The 24787-nt window shown below is 72.0% G+C and carries 24 protein-coding genes; 9 read left to right on the top strand and 15 right to left on the bottom strand.

Translation table 11 applies throughout. The annotated features are described in order from the left end of the window. Window positions 1–68: 68 nt before the first annotated feature. The 4 genes from egtD to egtA are packed head-to-tail and all read right to left on the bottom strand — an operon-like array spanning window position 69 to window position 4295. Window positions 69–1034, bottom strand: a complete 966-nt coding sequence (egtD, locus tag Aiant_RS10425; protein WP_189333404.1) for an L-histidine N(alpha)-methyltransferase — start codon at window positions 1032–1034, stop codon at window positions 69–71. Continuing rightward, window positions 1031–1765, bottom strand: coding sequence for an ergothioneine biosynthesis protein EgtC (egtC, locus tag Aiant_RS10430; RefSeq protein ID WP_189333403.1), 735 nt, complete (start codon window positions 1763–1765; stop codon window positions 1031–1033). Before egtC ends, egtD begins: the two co-directional genes overlap by 4 nt. After that, window positions 1765–3048, bottom strand: a complete 1284-nt coding sequence (gene egtB, locus Aiant_RS10435; RefSeq protein WP_189333402.1) for an ergothioneine biosynthesis protein EgtB — start codon at window positions 3046–3048, stop codon at window positions 1765–1767. The genes egtC and egtB overlap by 1 nt, the downstream gene beginning before the upstream one ends. Next, window positions 3045–4295 carry an ergothioneine biosynthesis glutamate--cysteine ligase EgtA gene (gene egtA / locus Aiant_RS10440; protein ID WP_189333401.1) on the bottom strand — a complete coding sequence of 417 codons (1251 nt, stop codon included), beginning with the start codon at window positions 4293–4295 and terminating at the stop codon, window positions 3045–3047. Before egtA ends, egtB begins: the two co-directional genes overlap by 4 nt. Before the next feature lie 274 nt (window positions 4296–4569). On the opposite strand from egtA, the gene Aiant_RS10445 reads away from it, so the two are divergent. After that, window positions 4570–6816 carry an exo-beta-d-1,3/1,6-glucosidase gene (locus tag Aiant_RS10445; RefSeq protein WP_189333400.1) on the top strand — a complete coding sequence of 749 codons (2247 nt, stop codon included), beginning with the start codon at window positions 4570–4572 and terminating at the stop codon, window positions 6814–6816. On the opposite strand, the gene Aiant_RS10450 is transcribed toward Aiant_RS10445, so the two are convergent. Continuing rightward, window positions 6809–7486 (bottom strand): winged helix-turn-helix transcriptional regulator, encoded by a 678-nt coding sequence (locus Aiant_RS10450; RefSeq protein ID WP_189333399.1) that lies wholly within the window; start codon window positions 7484–7486, stop codon window positions 6809–6811. The genes Aiant_RS10445 and Aiant_RS10450 overlap by 8 nt on opposite strands. 65 nt (window positions 7487–7551) lie before the next feature. On the opposite strand from Aiant_RS10450, the gene Aiant_RS10455 reads away from it, so the two are divergent. Further along, window positions 7552–8352, top strand: coding sequence for a class I SAM-dependent methyltransferase (locus Aiant_RS10455; RefSeq protein WP_189333398.1), 801 nt, complete (start codon window positions 7552–7554; stop codon window positions 8350–8352). A gap of 122 nt (window positions 8353–8474) precedes the next feature. On the opposite strand, the gene Aiant_RS10460 is transcribed toward Aiant_RS10455, so the two are convergent. Continuing rightward, window positions 8475–9188: a GNAT family N-acetyltransferase gene (locus Aiant_RS10460; protein WP_189333397.1), complete on the bottom strand. Its 714-nt coding sequence runs from the start codon at window positions 9186–9188 to the stop codon at window positions 8475–8477. Between the two features lie 904 nt (window positions 9189–10092). Here Aiant_RS10460 and Aiant_RS10465 point away from each other — a divergent pair. Further along, complete coding sequence (locus tag Aiant_RS10465) at window positions 10093–10788, top strand: SanA/YdcF family protein (protein ID WP_189333396.1); 696 nt, start codon at window positions 10093–10095, stop codon at window positions 10786–10788. Window positions 10789–10870: 82 nt separating this feature from the next. On the opposite strand, the gene Aiant_RS10470 is transcribed toward Aiant_RS10465, so the two are convergent. Beyond that, window positions 10871–12244 carry an FAD-dependent monooxygenase gene (locus Aiant_RS10470; RefSeq protein WP_229830722.1) on the bottom strand — a complete coding sequence of 458 codons (1374 nt, stop codon included), beginning with the start codon at window positions 12242–12244 and terminating at the stop codon, window positions 10871–10873. A 104-nt stretch (window positions 12245–12348) separates the two neighbouring features. Here Aiant_RS10470 and Aiant_RS10475 point away from each other — a divergent pair, with 104 nt between their 5' ends. The 6 genes from Aiant_RS10475 to Aiant_RS10500 all read left to right on the top strand — a co-directional run bounded on the left by Aiant_RS10475 (window position 12349) and on the right by Aiant_RS10500 (window position 17213). Continuing rightward, window positions 12349–12906, top strand: coding sequence for a TetR/AcrR family transcriptional regulator (locus Aiant_RS10475; protein ID WP_189333394.1), 558 nt, complete (start codon window positions 12349–12351; stop codon window positions 12904–12906). Between the two features lie 48 nt (window positions 12907–12954). Next, window positions 12955–14310, top strand: coding sequence for a M20/M25/M40 family metallo-hydrolase (locus tag Aiant_RS10480; RefSeq protein WP_189333393.1), 1356 nt, complete (start codon window positions 12955–12957; stop codon window positions 14308–14310). A 153-nt stretch (window positions 14311–14463) separates the two neighbouring features. Then, window positions 14464–15210, top strand: coding sequence for a GNAT family N-acetyltransferase (locus Aiant_RS10485; protein WP_189333392.1), 747 nt, complete (start codon window positions 14464–14466; stop codon window positions 15208–15210). A 130-nt stretch (window positions 15211–15340) separates the two neighbouring features. Then, window positions 15341–16078, top strand: a complete 738-nt coding sequence (locus Aiant_RS10490; RefSeq protein ID WP_189333391.1) for an SDR family oxidoreductase — start codon at window positions 15341–15343, stop codon at window positions 16076–16078. Window positions 16079–16098: 20 nt separating this feature from the next. After that, window positions 16099–16401 carry a hypothetical protein gene (locus Aiant_RS10495; RefSeq protein WP_189333390.1) on the top strand — a complete coding sequence of 101 codons (303 nt, stop codon included), beginning with the start codon at window positions 16099–16101 and terminating at the stop codon, window positions 16399–16401. A 47-nt stretch (window positions 16402–16448) separates the two neighbouring features. Continuing rightward, the gene (locus Aiant_RS10500) at window positions 16449–17213 is read left to right on the top strand and encodes a DUF4253 domain-containing protein (protein WP_189333389.1); all 765 of its coding nucleotides are present in this window, start codon (window positions 16449–16451) and stop codon (window positions 17211–17213) included. A gap of 71 nt (window positions 17214–17284) precedes the next feature. Here the strand turns inward: Aiant_RS10500 and pheT are convergent, their stop codons facing one another. The 8 genes from pheT to hisG all read right to left on the bottom strand — a co-directional run bounded on the left by pheT (window position 17285) and on the right by hisG (window position 24773). Continuing rightward, a complete protein-coding gene (pheT, locus tag Aiant_RS10505) occupies window positions 17285–19753 on the bottom strand; it encodes a phenylalanine--tRNA ligase subunit beta (protein WP_189333388.1) in 2469 nt (822 codons plus the stop codon). Between the two features lie 5 nt (window positions 19754–19758). Continuing rightward, window positions 19759–20820 (bottom strand): phenylalanine--tRNA ligase subunit alpha, encoded by a 1062-nt coding sequence (gene pheS / locus Aiant_RS10510; protein ID WP_189333387.1) that lies wholly within the window; start codon window positions 20818–20820, stop codon window positions 19759–19761. Between the two features lie 170 nt (window positions 20821–20990). After that, window positions 20991–21764: a TrmH family RNA methyltransferase gene (locus Aiant_RS10515; RefSeq protein ID WP_189333386.1), complete on the bottom strand. Its 774-nt coding sequence runs from the start codon at window positions 21762–21764 to the stop codon at window positions 20991–20993. A 70-nt stretch (window positions 21765–21834) separates the two neighbouring features. Then, a complete protein-coding gene (gene rplT / locus Aiant_RS10520; RefSeq protein ID WP_014693392.1) occupies window positions 21835–22227 on the bottom strand; it encodes a 50S ribosomal protein L20 in 393 nt (130 codons plus the stop codon). Between the two features lie 38 nt (window positions 22228–22265). Beyond that, window positions 22266–22460, bottom strand: coding sequence for a 50S ribosomal protein L35 (gene rpmI / locus Aiant_RS10525; RefSeq protein WP_185045693.1), 195 nt, complete (start codon window positions 22458–22460; stop codon window positions 22266–22268). A gap of 58 nt (window positions 22461–22518) precedes the next feature. Continuing rightward, a complete protein-coding gene (gene infC / locus Aiant_RS10530; protein WP_189333385.1) occupies window positions 22519–23124 on the bottom strand; it encodes a translation initiation factor IF-3 in 606 nt (201 codons plus the stop codon). A 348-nt stretch (window positions 23125–23472) separates the two neighbouring features. Further along, window positions 23473–23931: a PH domain-containing protein gene (locus Aiant_RS10535; protein WP_189333384.1), complete on the bottom strand. Its 459-nt coding sequence runs from the start codon at window positions 23929–23931 to the stop codon at window positions 23473–23475. After that, entirely contained in the window at window positions 23931–24773 is an 843-nt protein-coding gene (gene hisG / locus Aiant_RS10540; protein ID WP_189333383.1) for an ATP phosphoribosyltransferase, read from the bottom strand. The genes Aiant_RS10535 and hisG overlap by 1 nt, the downstream gene beginning before the upstream one ends. Window positions 24774–24787 lie beyond the last annotated feature (14 nt).

The following is a 24787-nucleotide window of genomic DNA, read 5'->3' on the forward strand; positions in this document are numbered from 1 at the left end:
GACCCGCAGCCGGGGCCGGCCTCGCGACGCGCTGCCACGAGACCGGGCTCCGGGCGTACCGAAAGCGTCTAGGCGGCCTGGGCCAGAGCGACGCCGAACCAGTCCCGCGGGTCGGCGAACCAGTGGCGGAGGGCGAAGCCCGACGCGGCGAGCTCGGCGGTGAGACCGGCGCGCCGGAACTTGGCGGAGATCTCGGTGCGCAGCTCCTCGCCCTCGGCGAACCCGACCGTGAGGTTCAGGTCGTGGATGTGCACCTGCTGGGCGCGGGTCGAGCGCAGCCGCATCTCGATCCACTCGTGGTCCGGGTCCCAGCGCGCGACGTGGTCGAAGGCGAGAGGATCAAAATCGGCCCGCAGCTCGCGGTTGATGACGCGCAGCACGTTCCGGTTGAACTCGGCCGTGATGCCCGCCGCGTCGTCGTAGGCGGGCACCAGCACCGCGGGGTCCTTGACCTGGTCGGCGCCGAGCAGCAGCCACTCCCCCGGGTGCAGCGCGGCGCGCAGGTCGGTGAGGAAGGCGGAGCGCTCGGCCGGGATCAGGTTGCCGATCGTGCCGCCCAGGAAGGCCACCACCCGGCTGTCGCCGTCGGGCAGGTGCCGCAGGTGGCGGGTCAGGTCGCCGACCACGCCGGTGATGCTCAGGCCGGGGTAGGCGACGGTCAGCGCGTCGACCGCGGAGCGGAGGGCGGATTCGGACACGTCCAGCGGGACGAAGGCGCCGAGCGTGCCCCGCCCGAGCATCGCGTCGAGCAGCAGCCGGGTCTTCTCGGACGAGCCGGACCCGAGCTCGACCAGGGTTTTCGCCTCGGTGATCCGGGCGATCTCGGCGGCGTTCGCCTCCAGGATGGCCCGCTCGGTACGCGTCGGGTAGTACTCCGGAAGCCGGGTGATGTCCTCGAAGAGGAGGCTGCCCCGGGCGTCGTAGAACCACTTCGGTGGCAGGCGTTTCGGGGTGGCGGTGAGGCCGTCGCGCACGTCGGTGCGCAGCGACCGGGCCAGGTCACGCTCGTCGAGATGCTTCTCCAGCGAAGTCATACCTCTCCCAGTGATACGTCGGTGGACGTGGCGATCAGCAGGTGGTTGTCCGGAACGGGTCGCCAGGCCGGGTCGTCGTCCAGCGGCTCGGAGGCGACCAGGACCGCGCCGGCGGTGGCGCGGACCGAGAGCGAGTGGCCGGCCGTGCTGGCGATGATCTGCTCGCCGTCGGTGAGCAGCAGGTTCAGCCGGGAGCCGGGCGCGGTCGTGCGGATCTCGGCGACGAGCGTGGCGACCACCTCGTCGACCGGCTTCCCGGCCCGCAGGTGGTGCCCGATGTATCGCGACAGGGCGGCGGAGTCGGTCGGTGCCTCCAGCGTCAGCAGCTCCTGCACCGGCAGCTCGGCGGCAAGCCCGGCCAGGCTGCCGGGAAAGCCCCGGACCACGCCGTTGTGGCTGATCAGCCACCGGCCGTCGAGGAACGGCGCGGCCGCGGTCTCCACCACGGGCATGCCGGCCGTGGCCGAGCGGACCGCCGCCAGGATCGCGCCGGACGTGGTGGCCGCCGCGAGCGCCGGCAGCGCCGCGTCCGACCAGATCGGCATCGCGCTCCGATAGCGGATCGGGGTCTCGCCGGCGAACCAGCCGACCCCGAAGCCGTCCGCGTTGATCGTGCCGCCGCCGCGCATGTCCCGGGGCGCCCAGGCCTGGTGCGCCAGCGCGTGCGGCGGGTCGAACAGCAGGTCGGCGAGCCGCGCGGGCGGCCCCAGATAGGCCAGGTGGCGGCACATCAGAGCAGGTCCCGGGCACAGCGGAAGCCGCTGAAGATCTGCCGCCGGATCGGGTGGTCCCAGTTGCGGAACGTCCCCCGGCAGGCCGCCCGGTCGGTGCCGAACGAGCCGCCGCGCAGCACCTTGTAGTCGCCGCCGAAGAAGACCTCGGAGTACTCGGCGTAGGGGAAGACGCGGAAGCCGGGGTGCCCGTGGAAGTCGGACGAGGTCCACTCCCAGACGTCGCCGATCAGCTGGTGCACGCCGAGCGGCGACGCGCCGGCCGGGTAGGCGCCGACCGGGGCCGGGGCGAGGTGCCGCTGGCCGAGGTTGGCGTGTTCCGGGCCGGGCGGGTCGTCGCCCCAGGGGAAGCGGCGCGAGCGGCCGGTCTCCGGGTCCCAGCGGGCGGCTTTCTCCCACTCGGCCTCGGTGGGCAGGCGTTTCCCGGCCCAGCGCGCGTAGGCCTCGGCCTCGAAGTAGCTGACGTGCACGACCGGCGCGGTCATCTCCAGCGGAACGATCTGCCCGAATTGCCGCGCGAGCCCCTCGCCGGCCCAGTGCATCGGCGCGGTCAGCCCCGCCTCCTGCCGGTGGGCCCAGCCGCGCGCACTCCACCAGTGCGGGTCCTGGTATCCCCCGGCGTCGATGAACTCCAGGTAGGCCGCGTTGGTCACCGGCGCCGCGTCGATCAGGAACGCCGGCACGTCCACCACGTGCGCCGGCCGCTCGTTGTCCAGCGCCCACGGGTCGGTGTCGGTGCCCATGGTGAACGGCCCGCCCGGGATCAGCACCTCGCCGCGCACCCGCCGGTTGCCGGGCGGCGGCGGCGGCGGAGCGGAGAGCACCGGCCCGCCGGCCCGCAGCTGGTGGGTGGCCAGCATGGTCTCGTCGTGCTGCTGCTCGTGCTGCACGATCATCCCGAACGCGAACCCGCCGTCGACCAGCGGCCGCTCGTCCAGCCGCACCCGGTCCAGCACGTCCAGGGCCTTGTCCCGGACCTGCGCGACGTATGTGCGGGCCTCGGCCGGGTCGAGCAGCGGCAGCGCCGGCCGATCCCGCCGGGCGTGCTTGAACGCGTCGTACAGGTGGTCGATGTCCTGCCGCAGCGGGTCCCGCCCGCCGACGTCCCGGACCAGCCAGAGCTCCTCCTGGTTGCCGACGTGCGCCAGGTCCCAGACCAGCGGGGACATCAGCGGGGAGTGCTGCTGCACGAGATCGTCGTCGTCGACCGCGTCGGTGAGCAGGGCGGTCCGGGCCCGGGTCCGCTCCAGTTCTGCCGCGATCAGATTCTTGTCCGTGGTCACCGTGTGCTTCCCTTCACTTCCCGCTCTGCTTGGAGGCGCTGCTGGAGGACGCCGGAGATCCCCTCCCGGACGGCAGCCGGCAGTCCGGTGCGATCGAGGTTCCGGCAGGCCAGCTCGGCGAGCCCGGCCGCCGCCGCCCGGACGGCCGGATCCCGCAGCCCGGCGCGCGCGGCCGGCCGCCACCGGCCCGCCGCCGGGGCGGCGATCTCCCTGGCCCGTCCGGTGAGCGCCGGGTCCGCCAGCAGCGTGGTGACGACCGCGGCCGGAGCGATCCACTCGCCCCCGGGCTGGGTGTCGAGGTAGCGGACCTCGAGATAGCCGCGGGGACGGACCGGCGGGAACAGGGTGTTGAGGTGGTAATCCAGGTCGGCGACGGTGGGCGGGCGACCGACGCGGGGCCGGCGCGACCCGATCCGGCGGACGCCGAGCCGTCCGGGGCGGTGCTCCTCGATCCAGTCCGCGAAGGTCATCCCGGGCGGGGCGTCCCAGCGGTCACCGTCCTGCCGCACGCAGAGCAGCGGGGCGCTCAGGGCGTAGCGGCTCCAGTCCCGGGCGGGGTTGTTCCCCGGGACCGGGCCGGCGCGGCGGGGGTCGATGCCGTACCAGGCGGCCATCCGGGCGGACGCCCAGCCGGTGTCCCGCCCGGCGTGCACCCGGGAGTTGGCGAAAAGTGCCAGCAGCGGCGGCCCGAACTCGTGCAGCGCCGCCCAGCGTTCGGCGACCTGGCCGGCCTCTCCCGCGTCGAGGCAGATCTGGAGGCCGGCGGTGCCGGTCATCATGGTGCGCCCGGCCCGGTCGAAGGAGCGTTCCATCGCCGCGTAGCGCGGGGTGTCCAGGATCCGGCGGGGTTCGCGGTGCTCGTCCAGGCCCCGGTCGCCGAGGACCAGGCCGGCGCGGGCGAGCAGCGCGGTCAGGGCCGCGTGGTCGGTGGTGACCGAGGCGTGCAGGGCGGTCAGGGAGTCGGCCGGGGCCGAGGAGATCTCGACCTGGCCGCCGGGTTCGACGGTGACCGTGCCGCCGGCGGGCAACGGTCGTGGCTCCGGGTTGCCGAGGGTGGCCGGCGTGTGCACCCCCAGCGCGGCGCGCAGCTCGTCGGCCCCCACGGGGGCGGCCGGGTCGCCGGCGCGGTGCGTGGTCCATTCCAGCTCGACGCCGACGCGGCGCGGTGGACCGGTTTTGAAACAGATGCCCGAGATGTGGTCGATCGCTTGCGAGGTGTTTCGCAACACCAGGTCGGCCGAACCCATGCTCCCCCTCGACGCCGTCCGGACGATCACATAGAGTGATCGAAAAGCTCCGATCCGTTCGAACCTTCTCGGACCCTACCCGGATCGACGCGAATCTGCCGCTCGGGTTCCCACCCGTTTCTGGATGTTTCCCCTGCCGTCAGCAAGCCGTCCGGGGGAATGGAGAAAGTTCCGGAACCGACCCGGGGTGCCGGAACCGGTTCCGGACTGGAAGACTCCGTGTCGTTCGTGTTTGGCAGACCGTGCTTCGCGGTCGTGACGACCGGAGGCCCGCGTGCCCGCAGACTTCCCTTACCTCGATCCGTCCCTCGACGTCGAGGCACGGGTGGACGACCTGCTCAGCCGGATGACCCTGCCCGAAAAAGTGGGTCAGATGCTGCAGCTCGACGCCCGTCAGGACCTGGCCGAGATCATCCAGGACAAGCTGGCCGGATCCATCCTGCACACGTCGCCGGCCAAGTTGATCGAGGCCAGTGAGCTGCTGGCCCGCACGCGACTGAAAATTCCGCTCCTCACCGCGGAAGACTGCATTCACGGCCACTCGTTCTGGCCGGGCGCCACGATCTTCCCGACCCAGCTCGGCATGGCCGCCTCCTGGGACCCGGAGCTGGTCGAGCGGGTCGCCCGGGTGACCGCGATCGAGGTGTCCGCCACCGGCATCCACCAGACCTTCTCCCCGGTCCTGTGCATCTCCCGCGACCTGCGCTGGGGCCGCACCGACGAGACGTTCGGCGAGGACCCGCTGCTGATCAGCGAGCTCGGCGCCGCGATGATCCGGGGCTACCAGGGCGACGGTCTGGCCGACCCGACCGGCATCCTGGCCACCGCCAAGCACTTCGCCGGCTACTCCGAGACCCAGGGCGGCCGGGACGCCAGCGAGGCCGACATCAGCCGCCGGAAGTTGCGGTCCTGGTTCCTCCCGCCGTTCGAGCGGGCCGCCAAGGAGGGCTGCCGGGCGTTCATGCTCGGCTACCAGTCGATGGACGGCGTGCCGATCACCGCCAACAAGTGGCTGCTCGACGACGTGCTCAAGGGCGAGTGGGGCTTCACCGGCACCCTGGTCACCGACTGGGACAACGTCGGCCGGATGGTCTGGGAGCAGAAGGTCTGCGCCGACTACGCCGAGGCCGCCGCGCTCGCCGTCAAGGCCGGCAACGACCTGGTGATGACCACCCCCGGGTTCTTCGAGGGCGCCCAGGAGGCGATCGAACGCGGTCTGCTGGACGAGGCCGACATCGACTCCGCGGTCCGCCGGATCCTCAGCCTCAAGTTCGAGCTGGGCCTGTTCGAGAACCCGCGGACCGGCGACGTCGAGCGCCAGCGCGAGGTGATCGGCAGCGCCGCGCACACCGCGCTCAACCTCGAGGTGGCCCGCCGCTCCCTGGTGCTGCTGCGCAACGACGGCACGCTGCCGATCGACCCGTCCGCCGCCACCCGCCGGATCGCGGTCCTCGGGCCGAACGCGGACGACGTCACCTCCCAGCTCGGCGACTGGGCCGGCAACTCGGGCCAGGTCGGCTGGATGCCGGACGGCCACCCGCGGGAGATGACCGCGACCGTGCTGGACGGGATCCGGGCCACGGTGCCGGCCGGCTGGGAGGTCACCTACGAGCGGGGCGCCGAGATCCAGCACCTGGTGCCGGACCCGGAGGGCCCGACGTTCCAGGACGGGCAGCCGCGCCCGCCGATCGCCGAGTCCGCGCCGGTCGACGCCGCGCAGCTGGACGCGGCGGTCCGCGCCGCCACCGACGCCGACTACGCGGTCGTCGTGGTCGGCGACACCGTCAACCTGACCGGCGAGGGCTGCTCGACCGCCACGCTGGAGCTGCTCGGCGGGCAGATCGCACTGCTGGACGCGGTGGCCGCCACCGGCACCCCGATGATCGTCGTGCTGGTGAACTCGAAGCCGCTGGCGCTGCCCGAGTCGGCGCTGAACGCGGCCGCGATCGTGCAGGCGTTCAACCCCGGCATGCGCGGCGGGCAGGCGATCGCCGAGCTGCTGCTCGGGCTGATCGAGCCGAGCGGCCGGATGCCGATCTCGGCCGCCCGGCACGTCGGCCAGCAGCCGGTCTACTACAACCAGCTGCGCGGTCAGCACGGCTCCCGGTACGCCGACCTGACCCAGGACCCGCTGTTCGCGTTCGGCGAGGGGCTCAGCTACACCACGGTGGTCTACGACGGGCTGGCCATCGGGGAGCCGGACGTGCCGGTGGACGGGGTGGTGCGGGCTACCGTACGGCTGTCGAACACCGGGACGCGGCCGGCGCTGGAGACGGTCCAGGCGTACGTGAGTGACCTGGTCACCAGCGTGACCTGGGCGCACCGCGAGCTGAAGAGCTGGCGGCAGGTGACCGTGCCGGCCGGCGAGAGCGTGACCGTGGAGATCGAGATCCCGGCCGCGGACTGCACGCTGGTCACCGCGGACGGCGTCCGGGTGGTCGAGCCCGGCGACTTCGAGCTGCTGGTCGGGCCGAACTCGCGCTTGACCGCCCTCCAGTCCGCCAAGTTCCGGATCAGCTAGGTCTCGGGACGGCCGCGAACGTCATCAACTGGAACCAGGCCGGGACGGCGCGTCGCAGCGCCTCCCGGCCCTCCAGGCTCACCTCGCCGGAGCGCAGCGCCGACTCCCACGAGCGCGCGCCGCGCCACACGTCGGTCAGGCACCGCAGATCCGCGGTGACCAGCACGTCCACCTCGTGCCCGGGATCGGCGTCGCAGACGTCCGCCTCGCCCTGCGTGATCACCAGCCACCAGTCCCGGACCGGTCGCGCCGCCGCCGGGAAGCAGAACCGCAGGACCGTCCGCCGGTCCGGCACCGCCTCGTGATCCACCCGGCGGTGCATGTCCCAGAGCAGCAGTTTCGGGTCGAGGTCCGGGTCGCCGATCTCCGGGATCCAGCGGGTCCCCCAGACGCCCAGGGCGTGCACGATCGGCTCCAGCTCCCGACCGGCCGGGGTCAGCGAATACTCCACCTCGGCGCCGGTCGGGGTCCGCTCGATCAGGCCGGCCGCGGCCAGCTGCTGCAACCGCCGGGACAGCAGCGTCGGCGACATCCGGGGCAGGCCGCGGCGCAGGTCGTTGAAGCGCCGGCTGCCGGAGATCAACTCCCGGATCACCAGCAGCGTCCAGCGCTCGTCGAGCAGCTCCATCGCCTTCGCCACCGGGCAGAACTGACCGTAGGACGCTCCCAAGGCGACCACCTCCGGTACAGATCGTGTACTAGGCCGGGTCCGGCGCGAATCCTACCGTCGGTGACATGACTGATTTCGAGCTCAAGAGCAAGCACCGTGCCATGTGGGCGTCCGGCAGCTATGCGACGGTGGCGGCCGACGTGGTCGCCCCGCTCGGCCCGGTCCTGGTCGAGGCGGCCGGGATCGGCCCCGGGCAGCGGGTGCTGGACGTCGCGGCCGGCACCGGGAACGCGGCCCTGCCGGCGGCCCACACCGGTGCCGAGGTGACCGCGAGTGATCTCAGCCCGGAGCTGCTCCGGATCGGCGAGCAGCGCGCCGACGCGAAGCTGATCTGGACCGAGGCCGACGCCGAGGCGCTGCCGTTCCAGGACGCCGAGTTCGACACGGTGATCTCCTGCATCGGCGTGATGTTCGCCCCGCACCACGAGCGGGCGGCCGCCGAGCTGCTGCGGGTGTGCCGGCCGGGCGGCACGATCGCGCTGGCGAACTGGACGCCGGAGGGCTTCATCGGGCAGATGTTCGCGACGCTGAAGCCGTTCGCCGCTCCGCCGCCGCCCGGCGCCACGCCGCCGCCGCGCTGGGGGGATCCGGCGCACGTCGCGACCCTGTTCGGGGACCGGGCCGTCGCGGTCCGCGCGGAACGCCGGGACCTGCGGGTCGATCATTTCGGTACGGCGGAGGCGTTCGTCGACTACTTCAAGCGGAACTACGGGCCGACGATCGCGGTCTACCGCAACATCGCGGCCGAGCCGGAACGGGTGGCGGCGCTCGACGCGGCGCTGACCGCGCTGGCCCAGCGCTTCGACGTCGGCGGCGGCGCTATGAACTGGGAATACCTGCTCTGGACCGGCCGCCGCGCCCACTGACACTCCCCCACGCCCTCCTCGTCCCCTGCCGGCAGCGGCCACCCGCGCCACGCTCATCACCGCCGGGCCGCGGCCACCCGCCCCACGCTTCATAACCGCCGGACCGCGGCCACCCGCGTCTCTCATCGCTGCCGGGCCGCGGCCACCCTGCGGATTTCAAAGCCCAATTTCCGGTACGTGGCCACCGCCGCCACGTTGACGTAGTCGGCAAGCAGCGCCACCCGCTCGCGGCCGATCAACATCTCGTCGGCGGCGAACCGGCACAGGGCCGCCGCCAGTCCCCGCCCCCGGGCGTCCGGGCGGGTGGTCACCCCGGCAAGGAACCCGATCGCCGAAGTCGACCAGGCGTCCGCCGCGACGGCGACCAGCCGCCCGTCCGCGTCCCGGATCCCCGCCCAGCGCCGGACGCCGGCCTCCCCGGGCCGCGCGTAGGAATCCGGAAAGGACTCCGCCAGCAGCGCCGTCACCTCGGGCCACTCGTCCTCAACCAGCCACCGGGCCGTTCCGCTCTGCCCCGTCGGTCCCGGCTCGGTCACGGCCGCCGGGCCGATCGGCTCGGTGATGTCCATCCACGCGAAGTGGGCGCTGACCTCCAGCTCAGGAGCGCGAGCGACGACCGCCGCGACCAGCTCCTCCGGGCCGAACGGCCGGAACGTCGCGCCCACCTCGGGCAGCACCTCGCGGACCAGCCCGGCCAGCGCGTCCGGGTCGCCGCTCATCACCAGTCGGTCCCAGTGCGCCAGGTCGGCACAGGCCACCACGGTCGCCCCGGGCCGCCGCCAGACCCGCGCGCCGTCCGCCTCGGCCGCCCATCGCACAAAAAGATCGTCGCCCACGCGCCCATGCTGCCGGTTCCGTCCTACGCCACCCGACCCCGGGTGCCTCGTCCCAGTCCGGCCGCGCCCCCGCAGCCCGCACTCCCAGTGGCAGCCGCGCAAGGTCCGGGCTGGCCCTCATGGCCCTATCCCGCGCCCGAATACGGCCATGCACGCCAGCCCAAAGCCGAGCTGGTCCACACGGCCCTATCCCGCAACCGGATACGGCCATACAAGCCAGCCCAAAGCCCCGAGCTGGTTCTGATGGCCGTATCCGGACGCGGGATAGGGCCAAGAAAGCCAGCCCAAGACCGGGCTGGTCCTCATGGCCGTATCACGCGACCGGATACGGCCATGCACGCCAGCCCAAGACCGAGCTGGTCCACACGGCCCTATCCCGCAACCGGATACGGCCATACAAGCCAGCCCAAAGCCTCGAGCTGGTTCTGATGGCCGTATCCGGACGCGGGATAGGGCCAAGAAAGCCAGCCCAAGGCCGGGCTGGTCCTCATGGCCGTATCACGCGACCGGATACGGCCATGCACGCCAGCCCAAGACCGAGCTGGTCCACACGGCCCTATCCCGCAACCGGAAACGGCCATACAAGCCAGCCCAAAGCCTCGAGCTGGTTCTGATGGCCGTATCCGGGCGCGGGATAGGGCCGTGATGGCCAGCCCGGGGGCGGGGGCGCGTCGCGGTCGTGAGGGGGCCGGGGCGTCGCGTGGGGCGAGCGGACCCGCACGACACGCGTGGCGGTCCGGGGTGGGCCGCAGCGTCGCGGGCCGGTTGGCACGGGGCTTCCAGTCGTACGAGAAAGGGTCCGGAAACGGGCGGTTGGTGTCGCGGCAGCGGGGATGGTTTTTCGGGCGGCCGGTTGGCACGGATGGGGTAGGTGGGGGTTGCCGGGGGCTGGGAGAGTGGGCGCGTGCCCAAGATTTCGATTGGCCGGGTTCGCCGGTCCCGCTGGTTTCGTCGGCTTGTTGTCGCAGGTGGGCTCGGCACTGTGCTCGCGATCGTGACGGTGGCGTCGGCGAATCTGTGGCTTCGCAGCAGTGCTGACGGGCATGTGTACGCGGCGGCGGACGTGCCGGCGGCGCCGGTGGCGTTGGTGCTCGGGGCGCAGGTGGATCCGCCCGGGGAGCCGTCGGCGTTTCTGGCGGCTCGGCTGGACATTGCCCGGGAGCTTTATCAGGCGGGCAAGGTCAAGGCGATTCTGGTGTCCGGGGACCACGCGGAATGGTCTTATGACGAGCCCGGGGCGATGCAGGTCTATCTGATCGCCCGGGGTGTTCCGGCGGACAAGATCGTGCTTGATCACGCTGGGTTCGACACCTATGACTCGTGCGCCCGGGCCAACAAGATCTTCGGGGTGAGCCGGGCGATCGTGGTCAGTCAGTCGTTCCATGTGCCGCGGGCGGTGGCGGTGTGCCGGTCGCTGGGGGTCGAGGCGGACGGGGTCGGGGACGACACGGCCCGGGTCTACAAGCCGATGTGGGTGCGGGGTGAGGTTCGCGAGTGGGGGGCCGCGGTGAAGGCGGCGTTCGATGTGGTGACGCGGCGGGATCCGGTCTTTCTCGGGCCGCATGAGACCGGGGTGGAGGCCGCGATCGCGGCGAGCTGATCCCTCGCCGCGATCGCGGCGAGCTGATCGGGCGGCCGGGTTCGGGTGATGGGGCGGTCTCGGCCCGTTCGGTGGGTGGGGGTCAGGCCGGGCCGAGGTGGCGGTGCAGGGCGGCTCCGGTTTCGGCGGCGGGGCCCTGCCAGGCGGTGTAGCCGTCCGGGCGGACCAGGGTCGCCTCGGGGCGGGACCGGGTCTGCGGGGCGGTGACCAGGAGGCGGTTGGCGTACCCCGCCGCGGGTTGATCGTCGGTGAGCAGGACGAACCGGCCGGCGCGGAGCGACTCGTAGAGGCGGCCTCCGTCGCGGAGCGGAAGGTCCGCGGTGCGCGGAGCGCCCGCGTAGTCGATGCCGACGCCGGAGAGCACGCCGGCGGCGCGGCGGCTGACCGCGGGCAGCGACATCAGGGCGGCGCCGACCGTGTTGCGGAGGTGGCGGGCGGGCGCCGACTCGATCATGGCGAGCCGGATCAGGGTGCCTGAGCTGCGCAGGACCAGTTTGCCGACCGGGTGGCGCTCGGACTGGTAGGTGTCGAGCAGGCCCGGCGGGGCCCAGCCCTGGACGGTGGCGGCGAGTTTCCAAGAGAGGTTCGCGGCATCCTGGAGGCCGGTGTTCATGCCCTGGCCGCCGGCCGGGGAGTGCACGTGCGCGGCGTCGCCGGCCAGGAAGACGTTTCCGGTGCGGTATGCCGGGACCTGGCGCTCGTCGCTGTGGAAGCGGGACATCCAGCGGGCCTCGGTGATGCCGAAGTCGGTGCCGAGGGCGCGCCGGGTGACCGCGCGGATCTCGTCGAGGGTGACCGGCTCGCGGTCGCTGACCTGCTTGCGGCGGTCCCAGGCGAAGATCCGGTGCCAACCGTCGCCGAACGGGGCGACGAACGCGAACGCGTCGCCGACCGCGTTGACCGCGAGCACCTCGGCGGGCGGGGTGGCCAGGCGCACGTCGGCCAGCATGATCGAGGTGAGCACCGACCGGCCGGGGAACGGCAGGCCGACCGCCGCGCGGACCGCGCTGTGCACGCCGTCGGCGCCGACGATCCAGTCGGCGGTGACCGTCTCGCTGCCGAAACGGAGCGTGTCCTGATCCAGACCGGTCAGCTCGGCGCCCCGGACGATCTGCGCGCCGGCCTTGATCGCGCGCTCCTCGAGCAGGCGCTCGACGTGGAACTGCGGGGTGATCAGCAGGAACGGGAACCGGGACGGCAGCCGCGACAGGTCGACCTTGATCCGGTCGAAGAGGCGCAGCTTGTCGACCCGGGCCCCGGTGGTGAGCAACTCGTCGGCGAGCCCGCGGGCGTCGAGGACCTCCAGCGTGCGGGCGTGCACGCCGAACGCCCGGGTCAGGTTGGACGTGCCGGACCGGCGCTCGAAAACGGTCACCTCGACGCCGGCCCGCGCCAGGTCACCGGCCAGCAGCAGGCCGGTCGGGCCGGCTCCGACGATCGCCACGGTGGTGTGCACGACTGCCTCCCTAGGTTTTGCCAACGCTTGTTGACAACGGTAGACATGGATGCGAGATCGAGTCAACACTTGTTGGCCAACACTTGTTGACATAGGTTGGCGGCATGACCGGACCACGCCGCTCCGACGCCACACGGGCCGCGATCCTGACCGCCGCGCGGGAGCGGTTCGCCGCCGACGGGTTCGAGCGGGCCACCATCCGGGCCATCGCCGCCGACGCGCGCATCGACCCGTCGCTGGTGATGCGCTATTACGGGAACAAGGAGAAGCTGTTCGCCGCGGCCGCCGAGTTCGACCTGCGGCTCCCCTCGCTCGACGGGGTGCCCGCCGAGCGGCGCGGCGCCACGCTGGTGGAGCACTTCCTGGATCGCTGGGAGGGCGACGAGACCCTGCTCGCCCTGATCCGCGCCGCGGTCACCCAGGAGGCGGCGTCGCTGCGGATGCAGCAGATCTTCGCCGCCCAGCTGGGCCCGGTCACCGCCCGGCTGGCCCCCGACCCGGCCTCGGCCGCGACCCGGGCCGGGCTGATCGCCACCCAGATGCTGGGCTTCGCGCTGTGCCGGTTCGTGCTGCGCCTGCCGCCGGTGGTCGATCTCGGTCGCGACGACGCGGTCGCCTGGCTCGGCCCGACCGTCCAGCGCTACCTCCATGGCACCATCTGACATTGACGGTCATGGACACGTCGTCCACCGTGGACCAGAGTGGCAGGCATGACGAGACGGCGTGTTCTGCTGACCGCCGCGGCCGCGGCGCCCCTGGCCGCGTCGGCACGGGCCGCGCAGGCGGCCGGCCCGCGCCGGCGCTCACCGGACCGCGCGCTGCGGGAGATCCTCCGGGAGATCGACCCACGCCGGATCGAGGAGACGGTGCGGCGGCTGGCCGATTTCGGTACGCGACACACGCTCTCCTCGCAGACCGACCCGGTCCGGGGCATCGGGGCGGCCCGGGACTGGATCCACGCCCGGCTCCAGGAGTACGCGGCCGGCACCCGGATGACGGTCGAGCTTCAGTCCTTCGTGCAGCCGGTGTCGCCGCGGGTGCCCACGCCGACGGTCATCACCAACGTGATCGCCACGCTGCCCGGGAGTGCGACGCCGGAACGGATCTACGTGGTCACCGGGCACTACGACTCGCGGGTCACCGACGTGCTGGACTTCACCAGTGATGCGCCCGGCGCGGACGACGACGCCTCCGGGGTCGCGGTGGTCATGGAGCTGGCCCGGGTCCTCGCCCGGCGAGCGCCGCAGGCGACCCTGGTGTTCGCCGCGGTCGCCGGGGAGGAGCAGGGGCTCTACGGCTCGGACCACCTGGCGCAGTCATTCAAAGACAAGAATGCGGACATCCAGGGCATGTTCAGCAACGACATAGTCGGATCAGGGGATGCCCACGACGGCAGCCGCCCCTCCCCGCGCACCGTCCGGCTCTTCGTCGAGGGGGTGCCGACCGCGGAGACCGCGGCCGAGGCGAGTGTCCGGCGCAGCGTCGGCGGGGAGAACGACGGCCCGTCGCGCCAGCTCGGCAGGTTCGTCAAGGAGGTCGAGCCGGCCGGCACGACCGTGCGGGTCGTCTGGCGCCGCGACCGCTACCTGCGCGGCAGCGACCACATCTCGTTCCTGCTCCGGGGCTATCCGGCGGCCCGCTTCACCGAGCCGCGGGAGAACTTCGCGCACGAGCACCAGGACGTCCGGGTGCAGGACGGCGTCCAGTACGGCGATCTGGTGGAATTCTGCGACTTCGACTACATCGCCCGGGTCGCCCGGGTGAACGCGGCGACCCTCTGGTCGCTCGCCACCGCGCCCGGCACGCCCAAGGACGTGGTGATCGACACGACCCAGCTGACCAACCGGACCACCCTGCGCTGGACCGTCGGCAGCGAGCCGGACCTGGCCGGATACGAGATCGTGTGGCGGGAGACGACGGCGGCGGACTGGACCGACGCGGTCGCGGTCGGCAAGGTCGGGACGGCGACCGTGGACGTGTCCAAGGACAACGTGCAGTTCGGCGTGCGCGCGGTGAACACTTCCGGACACCACAGTCCGGCTGCTGCGCCACGGCCGGCTTCCTGATAGATTCTCGCCGAGATCGCGCGTCCGGCGCGGTCCCGAGTGCTCGAAAGAGTGAAGCCTGTGATCCCCGCGGTGCTCAGCGGCCTCTGCCGCTAAGACGTCTGCCCTCGCTTCTTTCTTTCTTTTTCGAGCCCTCGAAAGGGTCACCTCACCATGGATCTGCGCATTCAGCGCGCCGTTGTCGCGAACCTCGCCAACCGTCCGAACGCCGTCGAGTGCGGGCCGTTCGTGATCGGGTTCGACGACAGCTCGGACAGTCCGTTCATCAACTACGCCACGCCGGTTCCCGGCGCGGAGATCACCGCGGCCGATGTCGCTGCCCTGGTCGCGGCCTTCGGCGATCGCAAACCCCGGCTTGAGTACGTCGTCAGCTGCGCCCCCGCACTGGAGAAGCTGCTGATCGAAGCCGGATTCACCGTCGAGGTCCGGCACGAGTACCTGGTCTGCACCCCGTCCACGTTCGTCGAGCCGCCGACCCCGGACGGCTTCGCGCTGATCGAGCCGGTCAGCGACGACGAACTGCACGGGATGATCGCGGTGCAGTCGGCGGCGTTCGGTGAGCTCTACACGCCGAACCCGGCGGAGGCCGACCGCCAGCGCCGCAACCAGCAGCGCGGCGGAGTCCTGGTCGCCGCCCGGACGACCGGCGGCCGCTATGCCGGTGGCGCGGTGTCGTCCGTGCCGAGCGACGGGATCAGTGAGGTCGCCGGGATCGCCGTCGACTCACCCTTCCGGCGGCAGGGCGTGGGCGCGGCGATCACCGCGGCGGTGGTCCGCCGGCTCTTCGGCGCCGGGGTGGAGATCGCCTGGCTGGAGGCGTCCGGGGACGACTCGTGGCGGGTCTACGAGCGGGTCGGGTTCCGGCCGGCCGGGCAGCGCCTCTACATCTCCAAGAACTGAGGCAGTCTTCGCCGGTGTCCCTGGCTCCTCGGACCCGGACACCGGCGGGGTCGTCCACCGGGCCTCCTCGTGGAGCGAACCGAGCGACCGCCCGGGAAGCGGGCCTTGATCACGCGCATAGGGTGGCAGCGTGACGATCAACGGCGCGGCTTTGATTACCGGGGCATCGCGAGGACTGGGGGCGCACATCGCGCGGCGCCTGGCGGCGGACGGGTGGCCGGTGGCGGTGAACTACCGGTCGGACCGGGACGGGGCCGACCGCGTGGTCGCGGACATCGTCGCCGGTGGCGGGCGGGCGGTGGCGATTCAGGCCGACGTGACGGATGCTGACGGCGTACGCGACATGGTGTCCCTGGCCACCGACAGCCTGGGGCCGATCCGGGTCGTGGTGGCGAATGCCACCGGCCCGCAGCCGACCGCCCCGGCCGAGGAGGTCAGCTGGCAGGATCACCTGGACCAGCTCGAGTTCTTCGTGAAGAGTCCGACGCTGCTGTTGCAGGCGACCCTGCCGGGGATGCGGGAACTGGGCGGCGGCCGGTTCATCCACATCGGCTCGGACGCGTTCGAGCGGGCGCTGCCCGGGATGTCGGCCTACAACGCGGCCAAGGGCGCGCAGCTGGGGCTGGCCCGGACGTGGGCTCGCGAGCTGGGCAGAGACGGCGTGACCGTGAACGTCGTGGCGCCCGGGTGGATCCCGGTGGAGCGGCACGGGGACGCGGACACCGCCGGGTATGTCGCGGATGTCCCGCTCGGACGGATCGGCACACCGCAGGACATCGCGGACGTGGTGGCGTTCGTGGCGTCGGACGCGTCGCGGTTCATCACCGGCGAGCGGATCACGGTGAACGGCGGCCACACCATCGACTGATCGCGGGCTACCGTGGCGGGATGCGGCAGGTTTACGCGCACCACGCCACGGTCGTCCTCGATGCCGGGGCCGATCCCGCGGCGCCGGACGCCCTGATCACGGAGGCGCTGCGTGGGGCGTCGCACCACACCGCGCGGTCGGTGGAGGGTGATCGGCTGCGGTTGCGGGTGCTCTTCGCGACCGCGCCGGATCGGGTGGACGCGGTGCGGTCGACGATCGACGCGGGGCTGGCGGCCGGGCCGTGGCGGGTCCTGGAGTCCGGTTGCGCCCGGCTGGATCCGGCGGAGCGGCCGCAGGCGCGGCAGCTGCTGAAAGGCCGATGACCAAGCGCGGCTTCGGAAATGTCAGACCGGGTCGGTAGGTTCGGCGCATGTCCGTGGGAGAGAGCCCGAAACTGGATGACGACCCGGTCGGCGGCGCCTGGCGCTCGGCGCAGGGGCTGCTCTGGGTGAGCCGGCCGACCGTCGAGCCCGGCTGGTGGAGCACCGTGCACGCGCAGTTCGCGGCGAGCGGCCTGTGGCCGTTGCTGCTGAGGGGGCTTTATGCCGAGCCGCCACTGCGCCCCTGGGAGACCGACGAGCTCAATCCGCGCCTGATCAGGACGAGGCCCGGGGACCACGACCCGGCCGCCCTGCTGCGGGAGTGGTTCGAGGGTCAGGTGCCCGAGGAGGAGGACGAGTTCGACTTCGCCACCTTCCCGGCCGAGTGGCCCGGGCTGACGCCGGCCCCGGCCGGTGGCGTGGATCCGGAGCAGCGGGCCGCCGAGGTGGCCGAGCTGCTGGCCGGCTCGGAGCGGATGACCGGCGCGCGGCTCGGGCTGGTCCGGTGTGAGCGCTCCGCCGACATCCCGGCGCTGATCGGCTGGACCGGGCCGGTCAACCACGAGAACGACACGGCCAAGTTCTGCACCGTGCTGCGCAGCTGGGAGGAGCGTTTCGGGGTCCGGCTGCTGTCACTCGGCTTCGACAAGATGATTCTCAGCGTGGCCGCGCCGCCGGCCGATCTCCCGGCGGCGCAGCTGCTGGCCGCCGAGCATCTCGCCTTCTGCTCCGACACCGTGGGCGGCATCACCGAGGTCAGGGAGTATGCGACTGAGCTCGTCGGGCAGACCGAGTGGGAGTTCTGGTGGGACTGAGGCCTGTTTCCTGACCCGGCCGAGTGCGAGCCGAGGGACTCGCGGCGAACCGCGAGTCCCTCGGCGAACCGTCAGGCGCCGCGCAGCGTGGCGCCGAAACGGGAGGCCGCGAGCGCGACCGCCGCGTCGCGGGCCGCGATCGTCTCCTCCGAGGTGAGGGTGCGGTCCGGGGCGCGGAAGGTCAGCTTGTAGGCCAGCGAGCGCTTGTCCTCGCCGAGCTGCTCCGACTCGTAGACGTCGAAGAGCGCGACCGTCTCCAGCAGCTGCCCGGCGCCCTCGGCGATGGTGGCCTGCACCTCACCGGCCGGGACCGTGCGGTCCAGGACCAGGGCCACGTCGATCAGGGCCGCCGGGAACGTGGAGATGGTCGGTGCGTCGACGACCCCGGCGTCCGGGAGGGCGTCCAGGTCGATCTCCATGGCGCTGGTGCGCTTGGGCAGCTCGAGGGCGGAGACCACGGCCGGGTGCAGCTCACCCGCGTAACCGACCACCTCGTCGCCGACCAGGATCGCGGCGCAGCGGCCCGGGTGCCACGGCGCCTGCTCGGCCGCGCGGACCGAGACCAGCCGGGCCGGGACACCGGCGGCGCTGAGCGCGATCCGGGCCGCCTCGATGGCGTCGGCCCAGCTCGCGGCCTGGCCCGGACCCCACCAGCCGGCCGGCGACACGTCACCGGCGAGGACCACGGCGAGATGCCACGGCTGCTCCGGGACGATCGCGTTCGCCTGCGCCCACTCCTCGGGGGTGGGCCGCCGGTCGACGCCGAGCACCGGCGGGGCGGTCGCGGACAGGTGCGGCAGGAACACCGAACCGGTCTCGAAGAGCGCGACGTCCCGGTGGCCGCGGCCCAGGTTGCGCTTGAGCGTGCCGAGCAGCGGGCCGAGCAGGTTGGTCCGCAGCAGCGGCTCCTCCTCGGAGAGCGGGTTGGTCAGCCGGACCGCACTGCGCCGCGGGTCGTCGGCGGGCAGTCCGAGCAGGTCCGCGGCGCCGGGCGCGACGAACGGGTAGGACAGCACCTCGACGTAGCCGTTCTCGGCGAGGGCGCGACCGACCGAGCGCAGGCGGCGCTGCGCCGGGGTGAGGCCCTTGCTGGCCCCGGCCGGCGGCAGCACGCTGGGGATGTCGTTGTACCCACCGAGCCGCGCCACCTCCTCGACCAGGTCGATCGGGGCGAGCAGGTCGGGCCGCCAGCTCGGCGGGACGACGTCGCTGCCGGCGACCGTGCAGCCGACCGCGGTCAGCAGCTCGGCGATCCGGTCCGGCGAGTACGGCAGGCCGATGATCCGGGACGGCAGGTCGGCCGGCAGGTGGATCGCGGCGGGCGGGACGACGTGGTCGATGTCCAGGACCCGCTCGTCGGCGGTGCCGCCGGCGTACGTGGTCAGGATCTCCACCGCCTTGGTCAGCGCGGCCAGCGTGAGCTGCGGGTCGACGCCCCGCTCCCAGCGCTTGGCGGCCTCGCTGAACAGCCTGTGCCGGCGGGCGGTACGCCCGACCATCACCGGGTCCCAGTGCGCGGCCTCGAGGAGCACGTCGACCGTGCCCTGCTGCCACTCGCTGGTCTCGCCGCCCATCACCGCGGCGAGCGAGATCGGCCCGGTCTCGTCGCAGATCACCATGTCCTCGGCGTCGAGCACCCGCGCGACGCCGTCCAGGGTGGTCAGTTTCTCCCCCGGGTGGGCGCGGCGCACGGTCAGGCCGCCGCGCAGCCGCTGGAGGTCGAAGACGTGCATCGGCTGACCGAACTCGAGCATCAGGTAGTTGGTGATGTCGACCGGCAGCGAGATGGCCCGGATCCCGGCGGTGATGAGCCGGCGCTGCATCCACTCGGGCGACTTCGCGTCCGGGTCGATGCCGCGCACCACGCGGGCCGAGAACCGGTCACAGCCGACGGTGTCCTCGACGGTGACCGCCCACGGGACATCCGCCGTCCTGCCGGCGGCCTCGATCGCGGCCGGGTCGGTGAACGCCACGCCGAAGTGGGTGGCCAGCTCCCGGGCGATGCCGCGGACGCTCATCTCGTAGCCGCGGTCCGGGGTGATCTCCACCTCGACCAGCACGTCGTCCAGGCCGACGACCGGGCGCGCGTCGACACCGGGCGCCGCCGTGCCCGCGGGCAGCACGATGATGCCCTCGTGCTCGTCGGAGACGCCCAGCTCACGCGCCGAGCAGATCATGCCGTGCGAGTTGCGGCCGTACGTCTTGCGCGCCCCGATCGTGAAGCCACCCGGCAGCTCACCGCCGGGCAGGATGACCACCACGAGGTCGCCCTCGGCGAAGTTACGGGCACCGCAGACGATCTCCTGCGGCACGGCGCGGCCGACGTCCACGGTGCAGAACCGGATCGGCTTCTTGAAGCCGGTCAGCTCCTCGATGGTCAGCACCCGGCCGACGACCAGGTCGCCCTTGACGGTGCCGGCCTGGTCGACGATCGACTCGACCTCCATGCCGAGGTTGGTCAGCGCCAGGTCGAGCCGCTCCGCGGTGAGGTCCGCGGGCAGCTCGACGTACTCGCGCAGCCACGACAGTGACGTCTTCATCTGCGTCAGGACTCCATTCCGAAGTTCGTGGTGAACCGCACGTCGCCCTCGACCATGTCGTGCATGTCGCTGACGCCGTTGCGGAACATCAGGGTCCGCTCGACACCCATGCCGAACGCGAACCCGGAGTACCGGGCCGGGTCGATGCCGCAGGCGGTCAGCACCTTCGGGTTGACCATGCCGCAGCCGCCCCACTCGACCCAGCGCGGGCCGTCGCGGTGCTGGGCGAACCAGACGTCGAACTCGGCGGACGGCTCGGTGAACGGGAAGTAGTGCGGCCGCCACCGGGTCCGCGCCTCCGTGCCGAACATCGCCTTGGCGAAGTGGTCGAGGGTGCCACGCAGGTGGGCCATCGTGATGCCCTCGTCGATGACCAGGCCCTCGATCTGGTGGAAGACCGGGGTGTGCGTGGCATCCAGCTCGTCCGTCCGGTACGCCCGCCCCGGGCTCACCACCCGGATCGGCGGCGTCCGGCTGAGCATGGTGCGCACCTGCCCGGGCGACGTGTGGGTCCGCATCACCAGCCCCGGCACGTCCACGAAGAACGTGTCGGAGGCCCCGCGGACCGGGTTGTCCGGCCCGATGTTGAGCGCGTCGAAGTTGGCCCACTCCAGCTCCAGCTGGGGACCGTCGACGATGTCGTAGCCCATGCCGATGAAGACGTCGCCCATGTGCTCCATCAGCGTGGTCAGCGGGTGCCGGGCGCCCCGCGGGCGCCGGTTCCACGGCAGGGTGACGTCGACGCGCTCCTCGACCAGCACCCGGGCGGCGCGGTCGGCCTCCAGCTCGGCCTGGCGGGCGTCGTATGCGGCCTGCACGGCCTGGCGGGCCACGTTGACCCGCTTGCCGGCGTCGGATTTCGCGGCCGGGGGCAGCGAGCCGATCTCCCGGCGCGCCAGCGACACCGGCGAGCGGTCGCCGAGGTGCGCCGGCTTCAGCGCGGCGAGCGCGTCGAGGTCGGTGGCCTGCGCGAAGGCCTTCTCGGCCTCGGCGACCGCGGCCTCCAGGGCCTCGGGCGCGAGCAGGGCGGCCTGCTTCGGATCGTACGGATCGTTGCGGTAAGACATGGTCGGGCGAACTCCCTCACACCGGGTAACCATCGGCAGTGTACGGAGGCACGGCTGGGCCGCAGCCCGCCGGTCACGGGAGTCGCGCAGGAGTGTGTCAGATCCGGCGCCCGCGACCAGCGGGCCGGCTAAACAGTTCCCTCAGACCTGACATGGCGGCCAGTCTACCGTCACCGTTGAGCGCGGGCACTCGCGTATAGGCAGACCGCGGCCGCGGCGGCCAGGTTGAGGCTCTCCGCGCCACCGTAGATCGGCACCCGGACCCGGCGGTCGGCGGCCTTGAGCAGCTCACCGGGCAGGCCGTGCGCCTCGGAGCCGAACAGCCACGCGGTCGGCCCGCTCAGCAGCCCGCCGTCGAGCAGCGAGTCAACGTCGTCCGATCCGGTGCCGCTGGTCGCCAGGACCTGCAGACCCGAGTCCTGGAGCAGGCCGAGCACGCCGAGCGGGGCGCGGACCACGTCCACATGGAACAGCGAGCCGGCCGACGACCGGACACACTTGCCGTTGTAGGGGTCGACCGCGTCACCCGCGAAGATCACCGCGTCGGCGCCGGCGGCGTCGGCGGTGCGCAGGATGGTCCCGGCGTTGCCCGGGTCGCGGATCTCGGCGAGCACCGCCACCAGCTGGGGCTGCTTGCCGAGGGCCTCGGTGATCGACACGTCGACCTGCTCGCAGAGCGCGACGATGCCCTGCGGGTGCACGGTCTCGGCGAGCGCGGCGAGCGCCTCGTCGGTCACCGGGGAGACCTCCGGCGCCTGCGCGGTCAGCTCGGCGTGCTTCTCCAGGCCGGCCGGGGTGCCGAACAGCTCCAGGACCACGCCGGCCGCGAGGGCCTCACGCACGGCCTGCGGACCCTCGGCGAGGAAGCGGCGGGCCTGGTCACGGTCCCGGCGCCGCTGGAGGCGGCGAGCGGCGACGATTCTCGGGGTACGCGGTGTGAACATGTCTCCGGCTTCCGGGGGCAAAGGGAAACGCCCCCCGATTGCTCGGGGGGCGCCTCGGAAAAACGCGAACTCAGGCAGCCTGAGCGGCGGCGCCGCCGGTGCCCTCGGCCGCGACGGCCGCGCGAGCGACCTCGACGATGGCCGCGAACGCGGTGGCGTCGTTGACCGCCAGGTCAGCCAGGATCTTGCGGTCGACCTCGACCTCGGCCAGCTTCAGGCCCTGGATCAGGCGGTTGTAGGTCATCCCGTTGGCGCGGGCGGCCGCGTTGATACGGGTGATCCACAGCTGGCGGAAGTCGCCCTTGCGGTCACGGCGGTCACGGTACGAGTACTGCATCGAGTGCAGCACCTGCTCCTTGGCCTTGCGGTACAGGCGGGAGCGCTGACCGCGGTAGCCGCTCGCGGTCTCGAGCAGGGTGCGGCGCTTCTTCTGGGCGTTTACCGCCCGCTTGACGCGTGCCATTTCAAGTACTCCTTACAGGGGAACGTGTCAGGCGCGCGTCAGCGGCCCAGAAGCTTCTTCACTCGCGCGGTGTCAGCCTTCGCCACCACCACAGTGCCGGTCATCCGGCGGGTAACGTGGGAGGACTTGTGCTCCAGCAGGTGGCGCTTGCCGGTCTGCTCGCGCACGATCTTGCCCTTGCCGGTGACCTTCACCCGCTTACCCATGCCGGTGTGGCTCTTCATCTTCGGCACTTTAGAACGCCTCTTTCATGATCTTTCCGTACGCCCGGGGGACGCTCAGAAAAGCTGTCTAATCTGCGGTGGTGTCGGCAGGAGCGGCGGGCACCTCGGTACCGTCGCCCTCGCGCGGCTCACGGGCGGGCTTGGCTCCGGCCGCCGTGGCGGCGACCGCAGCGGCCTTCGTGGCCCGGTGCGGCGCCAGCACCATGATCATGTTCCGACCGTCCTGCTTCGGGCTGGCCTCCACGAAGCCCAGCTCGGAGATCTCCTCGCTGAGCCGGCGGAGAAGCCGGAAGCCCAGCTCGGGGCGGCTCTGCTCACGGCCGCGGAACATGATCGTCACCTTGACCTTGTCGCCCGCCTTGAGGAACCGCACCACGTGACCCTTTTTGGTCTCGTAGTCATGCGGGTCGATCTTCGGCCGCAGCTTCATTTCCTTGATGACGGTCTGCTGCTGGTTGCGCCGCGCTTCGCGGGCCTTCAGTGCGCTCTCGTACTTGAACTTGCCGAAGTCCATGAGCTTGCACACCGGCGGCCGCGCCATCGGAGCAACCTCGACCAGGTCCAGGTCCACGTCCGCGGCCAGTTGGAGCGCGCGCTCGAGCGGCACGATGCCGACCTGCTCACCCTCCGGACCGACCAGACGGACCTCACGAGCCCGGATCTGTTCGTTCACGCGTGGTTCGACGCTGATGGGGCCTCCTCAGAACGTACCTACTCTGCCAATGTCGGTCGGCCCCGAGTTCACCGTCCCGCTGGACCACGGGACGGCCGGGAAAGCAGAAGACCTCGGCCGCACTCTGAGGTAGCTAGCTCAGAAATGCATGCCGAGGCCCGCTCGACCGGTCATCGGCGCCCAAGGGAGGACGCGCCCCGGACAGGGAATAATCCCTGCTCGGATGACCGGACCCGGCCACAGTCGGTGACTCGGGTGGGAACCAGCGGGCTCCTCTTTCGCGCCCTGCTCAAGGCAAGGCGTGGTCGACTGCCCGCTAGTCTATCAGGCCTCCCGGGAGGCCTCTGGTCAGGCTTCTTGCGAAGCGGAATGCAGGGCCCGGAGCGTCCGGACTCCGTCGACCGCGTAGTCCTTGTCGACGGCCTGCAACGCGTGGATCGACACCTGCTCGTCGTCGAGCAGCTCCAGATGCGCCCACGCCGAGTTCCGGTCGAAGCGCACCGCGCGCACCACGGTCCACGGGAGGTCGTAGCCGCCGACCACGTTGCGCACGTGCACGCCCTGCTCGTCGGCGCTGACCCGGGGCCGGCAGAACGCCAGGATGCCCAGGCCGATCAGGATGCCCAGGCCGATCATCGCGGCCTGGTCGCCGCGCTGGAAACTGCCCGAGCCGATCTGGCCGGCGTTCTCGAAGCCGGCCTGCCCGTGCAGCCCGAAGCTGAGCACGGTGAAGAAGATCGCCACGGCGGCCGCGATCGGGGCGGCCACCATGCGGATCTTCTTGGGGCGGAAAACGACGTCAGTCATCACAACCTGCAATTGGCGATGTCGGTTACCAGGATGGCACGCGCGCCGAGCTCGTACAGCTCGTCCATCACCCGGTGCACCTGGCTGCGCTGGACCATCGCCTGCACGGCGACCCAGCCCTCCCGGTGCAGCGGGGAGACGGTCGGCGACTCGATGCCCGGGGTGAGCCCGGTGGCCTGCTCCAGCAGGTCGGCCCGGACGTCGTAGGCGAGCATCACGAAGTTGCGGGCGACCAGCACGCCGTTGAGCCGGCGCAGCAGCTGGGTGGCGGCGGCCGGGGGCTCGGCCGAGCGGCCGATCAGGATGGCCGACGAGCGCATCAGCGGCTCGCCGAGCGTCACCAGGCCGGCCTGCCGCAGCGTGGCGCCGGTCTCCACGACGTCGGCGATCAGGTCGGCGACACCGAGGCGGACCGCGTTCTCCACCGCGCCGTCCAGGCGGACCACGTCGGCCTTCAGCTCGTGCTCGGTCAGGTAGCTGCCGACCAGGCCGGGGAACGCGGTGGCGATCCGCTTGCCGGCGATCTGCTCCACCGACGTCAGCGTGCCGGCCGGGGCGGCCCAGCGGAACGTCGCACTGCCGAAGTTCAGGTCGAGCAGCTCGGACGCCGGAGCGCCGGAGTCGACCAGCAGGTCGCGGCCGGTGATGCCGAGATCCAGATCACCCGAGGCGACGTACGTCGCGATGTCGCGCGGCCGCAGGTAGAAGAACTCGACGTTGTTGGCCTCGTCACGGCAGGCGAGGTCTTTCGGGTCGGTGCGCTGACGGTAACCGGCGTCTTTCAGCATCTGGGTCGCCGGTGCGGAGAGAGTGCCCTTGTTCGGGATGGCGATACGCAGCATGGGACGTGCTCCTT

Source organism: Actinoplanes ianthinogenes, assembly GCF_018324205.1.
Classification (GTDB): domain Bacteria; phylum Actinomycetota; class Actinomycetes; order Mycobacteriales; family Micromonosporaceae; genus Actinoplanes; species Actinoplanes ianthinogenes.

Bases quoted from the DNA above. Each gene is read 5' to 3' on its own strand.
- egtD (WP_189333404.1), bottom strand. From the start codon at position 1,034: ATGACTTCGCTGGAGAAGCATCTCGACGAGCGTGACCTGGCCCGGTCG.
- egtC (WP_189333403.1), bottom strand. From the start codon at position 1,765: ATGTGCCGCCACCTGGCCTATCTGGGGCCGCCCGCGCGGCTCGCCGAC.
- egtA (WP_189333401.1), bottom strand. From the start codon at position 4,295: ATGGGTTCGGCCGACCTGGTGTTGCGAAACACCTCGCAAGCGATCGAC.
- Aiant_RS10455 (WP_189333398.1), top strand. From the start codon at position 7,552: ATGACTGATTTCGAGCTCAAGAGCAAGCACCGTGCCATGTGGGCGTCC.
- Aiant_RS10475 (WP_189333394.1), top strand. From the start codon at position 12,349: ATGACCGGACCACGCCGCTCCGACGCCACACGGGCCGCGATCCTGACC.
- Aiant_RS10480 (WP_189333393.1), top strand. From the start codon at position 12,955: ATGACGAGACGGCGTGTTCTGCTGACCGCCGCGGCCGCGGCGCCCCTG.
- Aiant_RS10485 (WP_189333392.1), top strand. From the start codon at position 14,464: ATGGATCTGCGCATTCAGCGCGCCGTTGTCGCGAACCTCGCCAACCGT.
- Aiant_RS10495 (WP_189333390.1), top strand. From the start codon at position 16,099: ATGCGGCAGGTTTACGCGCACCACGCCACGGTCGTCCTCGATGCCGGG.
- Aiant_RS10500 (WP_189333389.1), top strand. From the start codon at position 16,449: ATGTCCGTGGGAGAGAGCCCGAAACTGGATGACGACCCGGTCGGCGGC.
- pheT (WP_189333388.1), bottom strand. From the start codon at position 19,753: ATGAAGACGTCACTGTCGTGGCTGCGCGAGTACGTCGAGCTGCCCGCG.
- pheS (WP_189333387.1), bottom strand. From the start codon at position 20,820: ATGTCTTACCGCAACGATCCGTACGATCCGAAGCAGGCCGCCCTGCTC.
- Aiant_RS10515 (WP_189333386.1), bottom strand. From the start codon at position 21,764: ATGTTCACACCGCGTACCCCGAGAATCGTCGCCGCTCGCCGCCTCCAG.
- rplT (WP_014693392.1), bottom strand. From the start codon at position 22,227: ATGGCACGCGTCAAGCGGGCGGTAAACGCCCAGAAGAAGCGCCGCACC.
- Aiant_RS10535 (WP_189333384.1), bottom strand. From the start codon at position 23,931: ATGACTGACGTCGTTTTCCGCCCCAAGAAGATCCGCATGGTGGCCGCC.
- hisG (WP_189333383.1), bottom strand. From the start codon at position 24,773: ATGCTGCGTATCGCCATCCCGAACAAGGGCACTCTCTCCGCACCGGCG.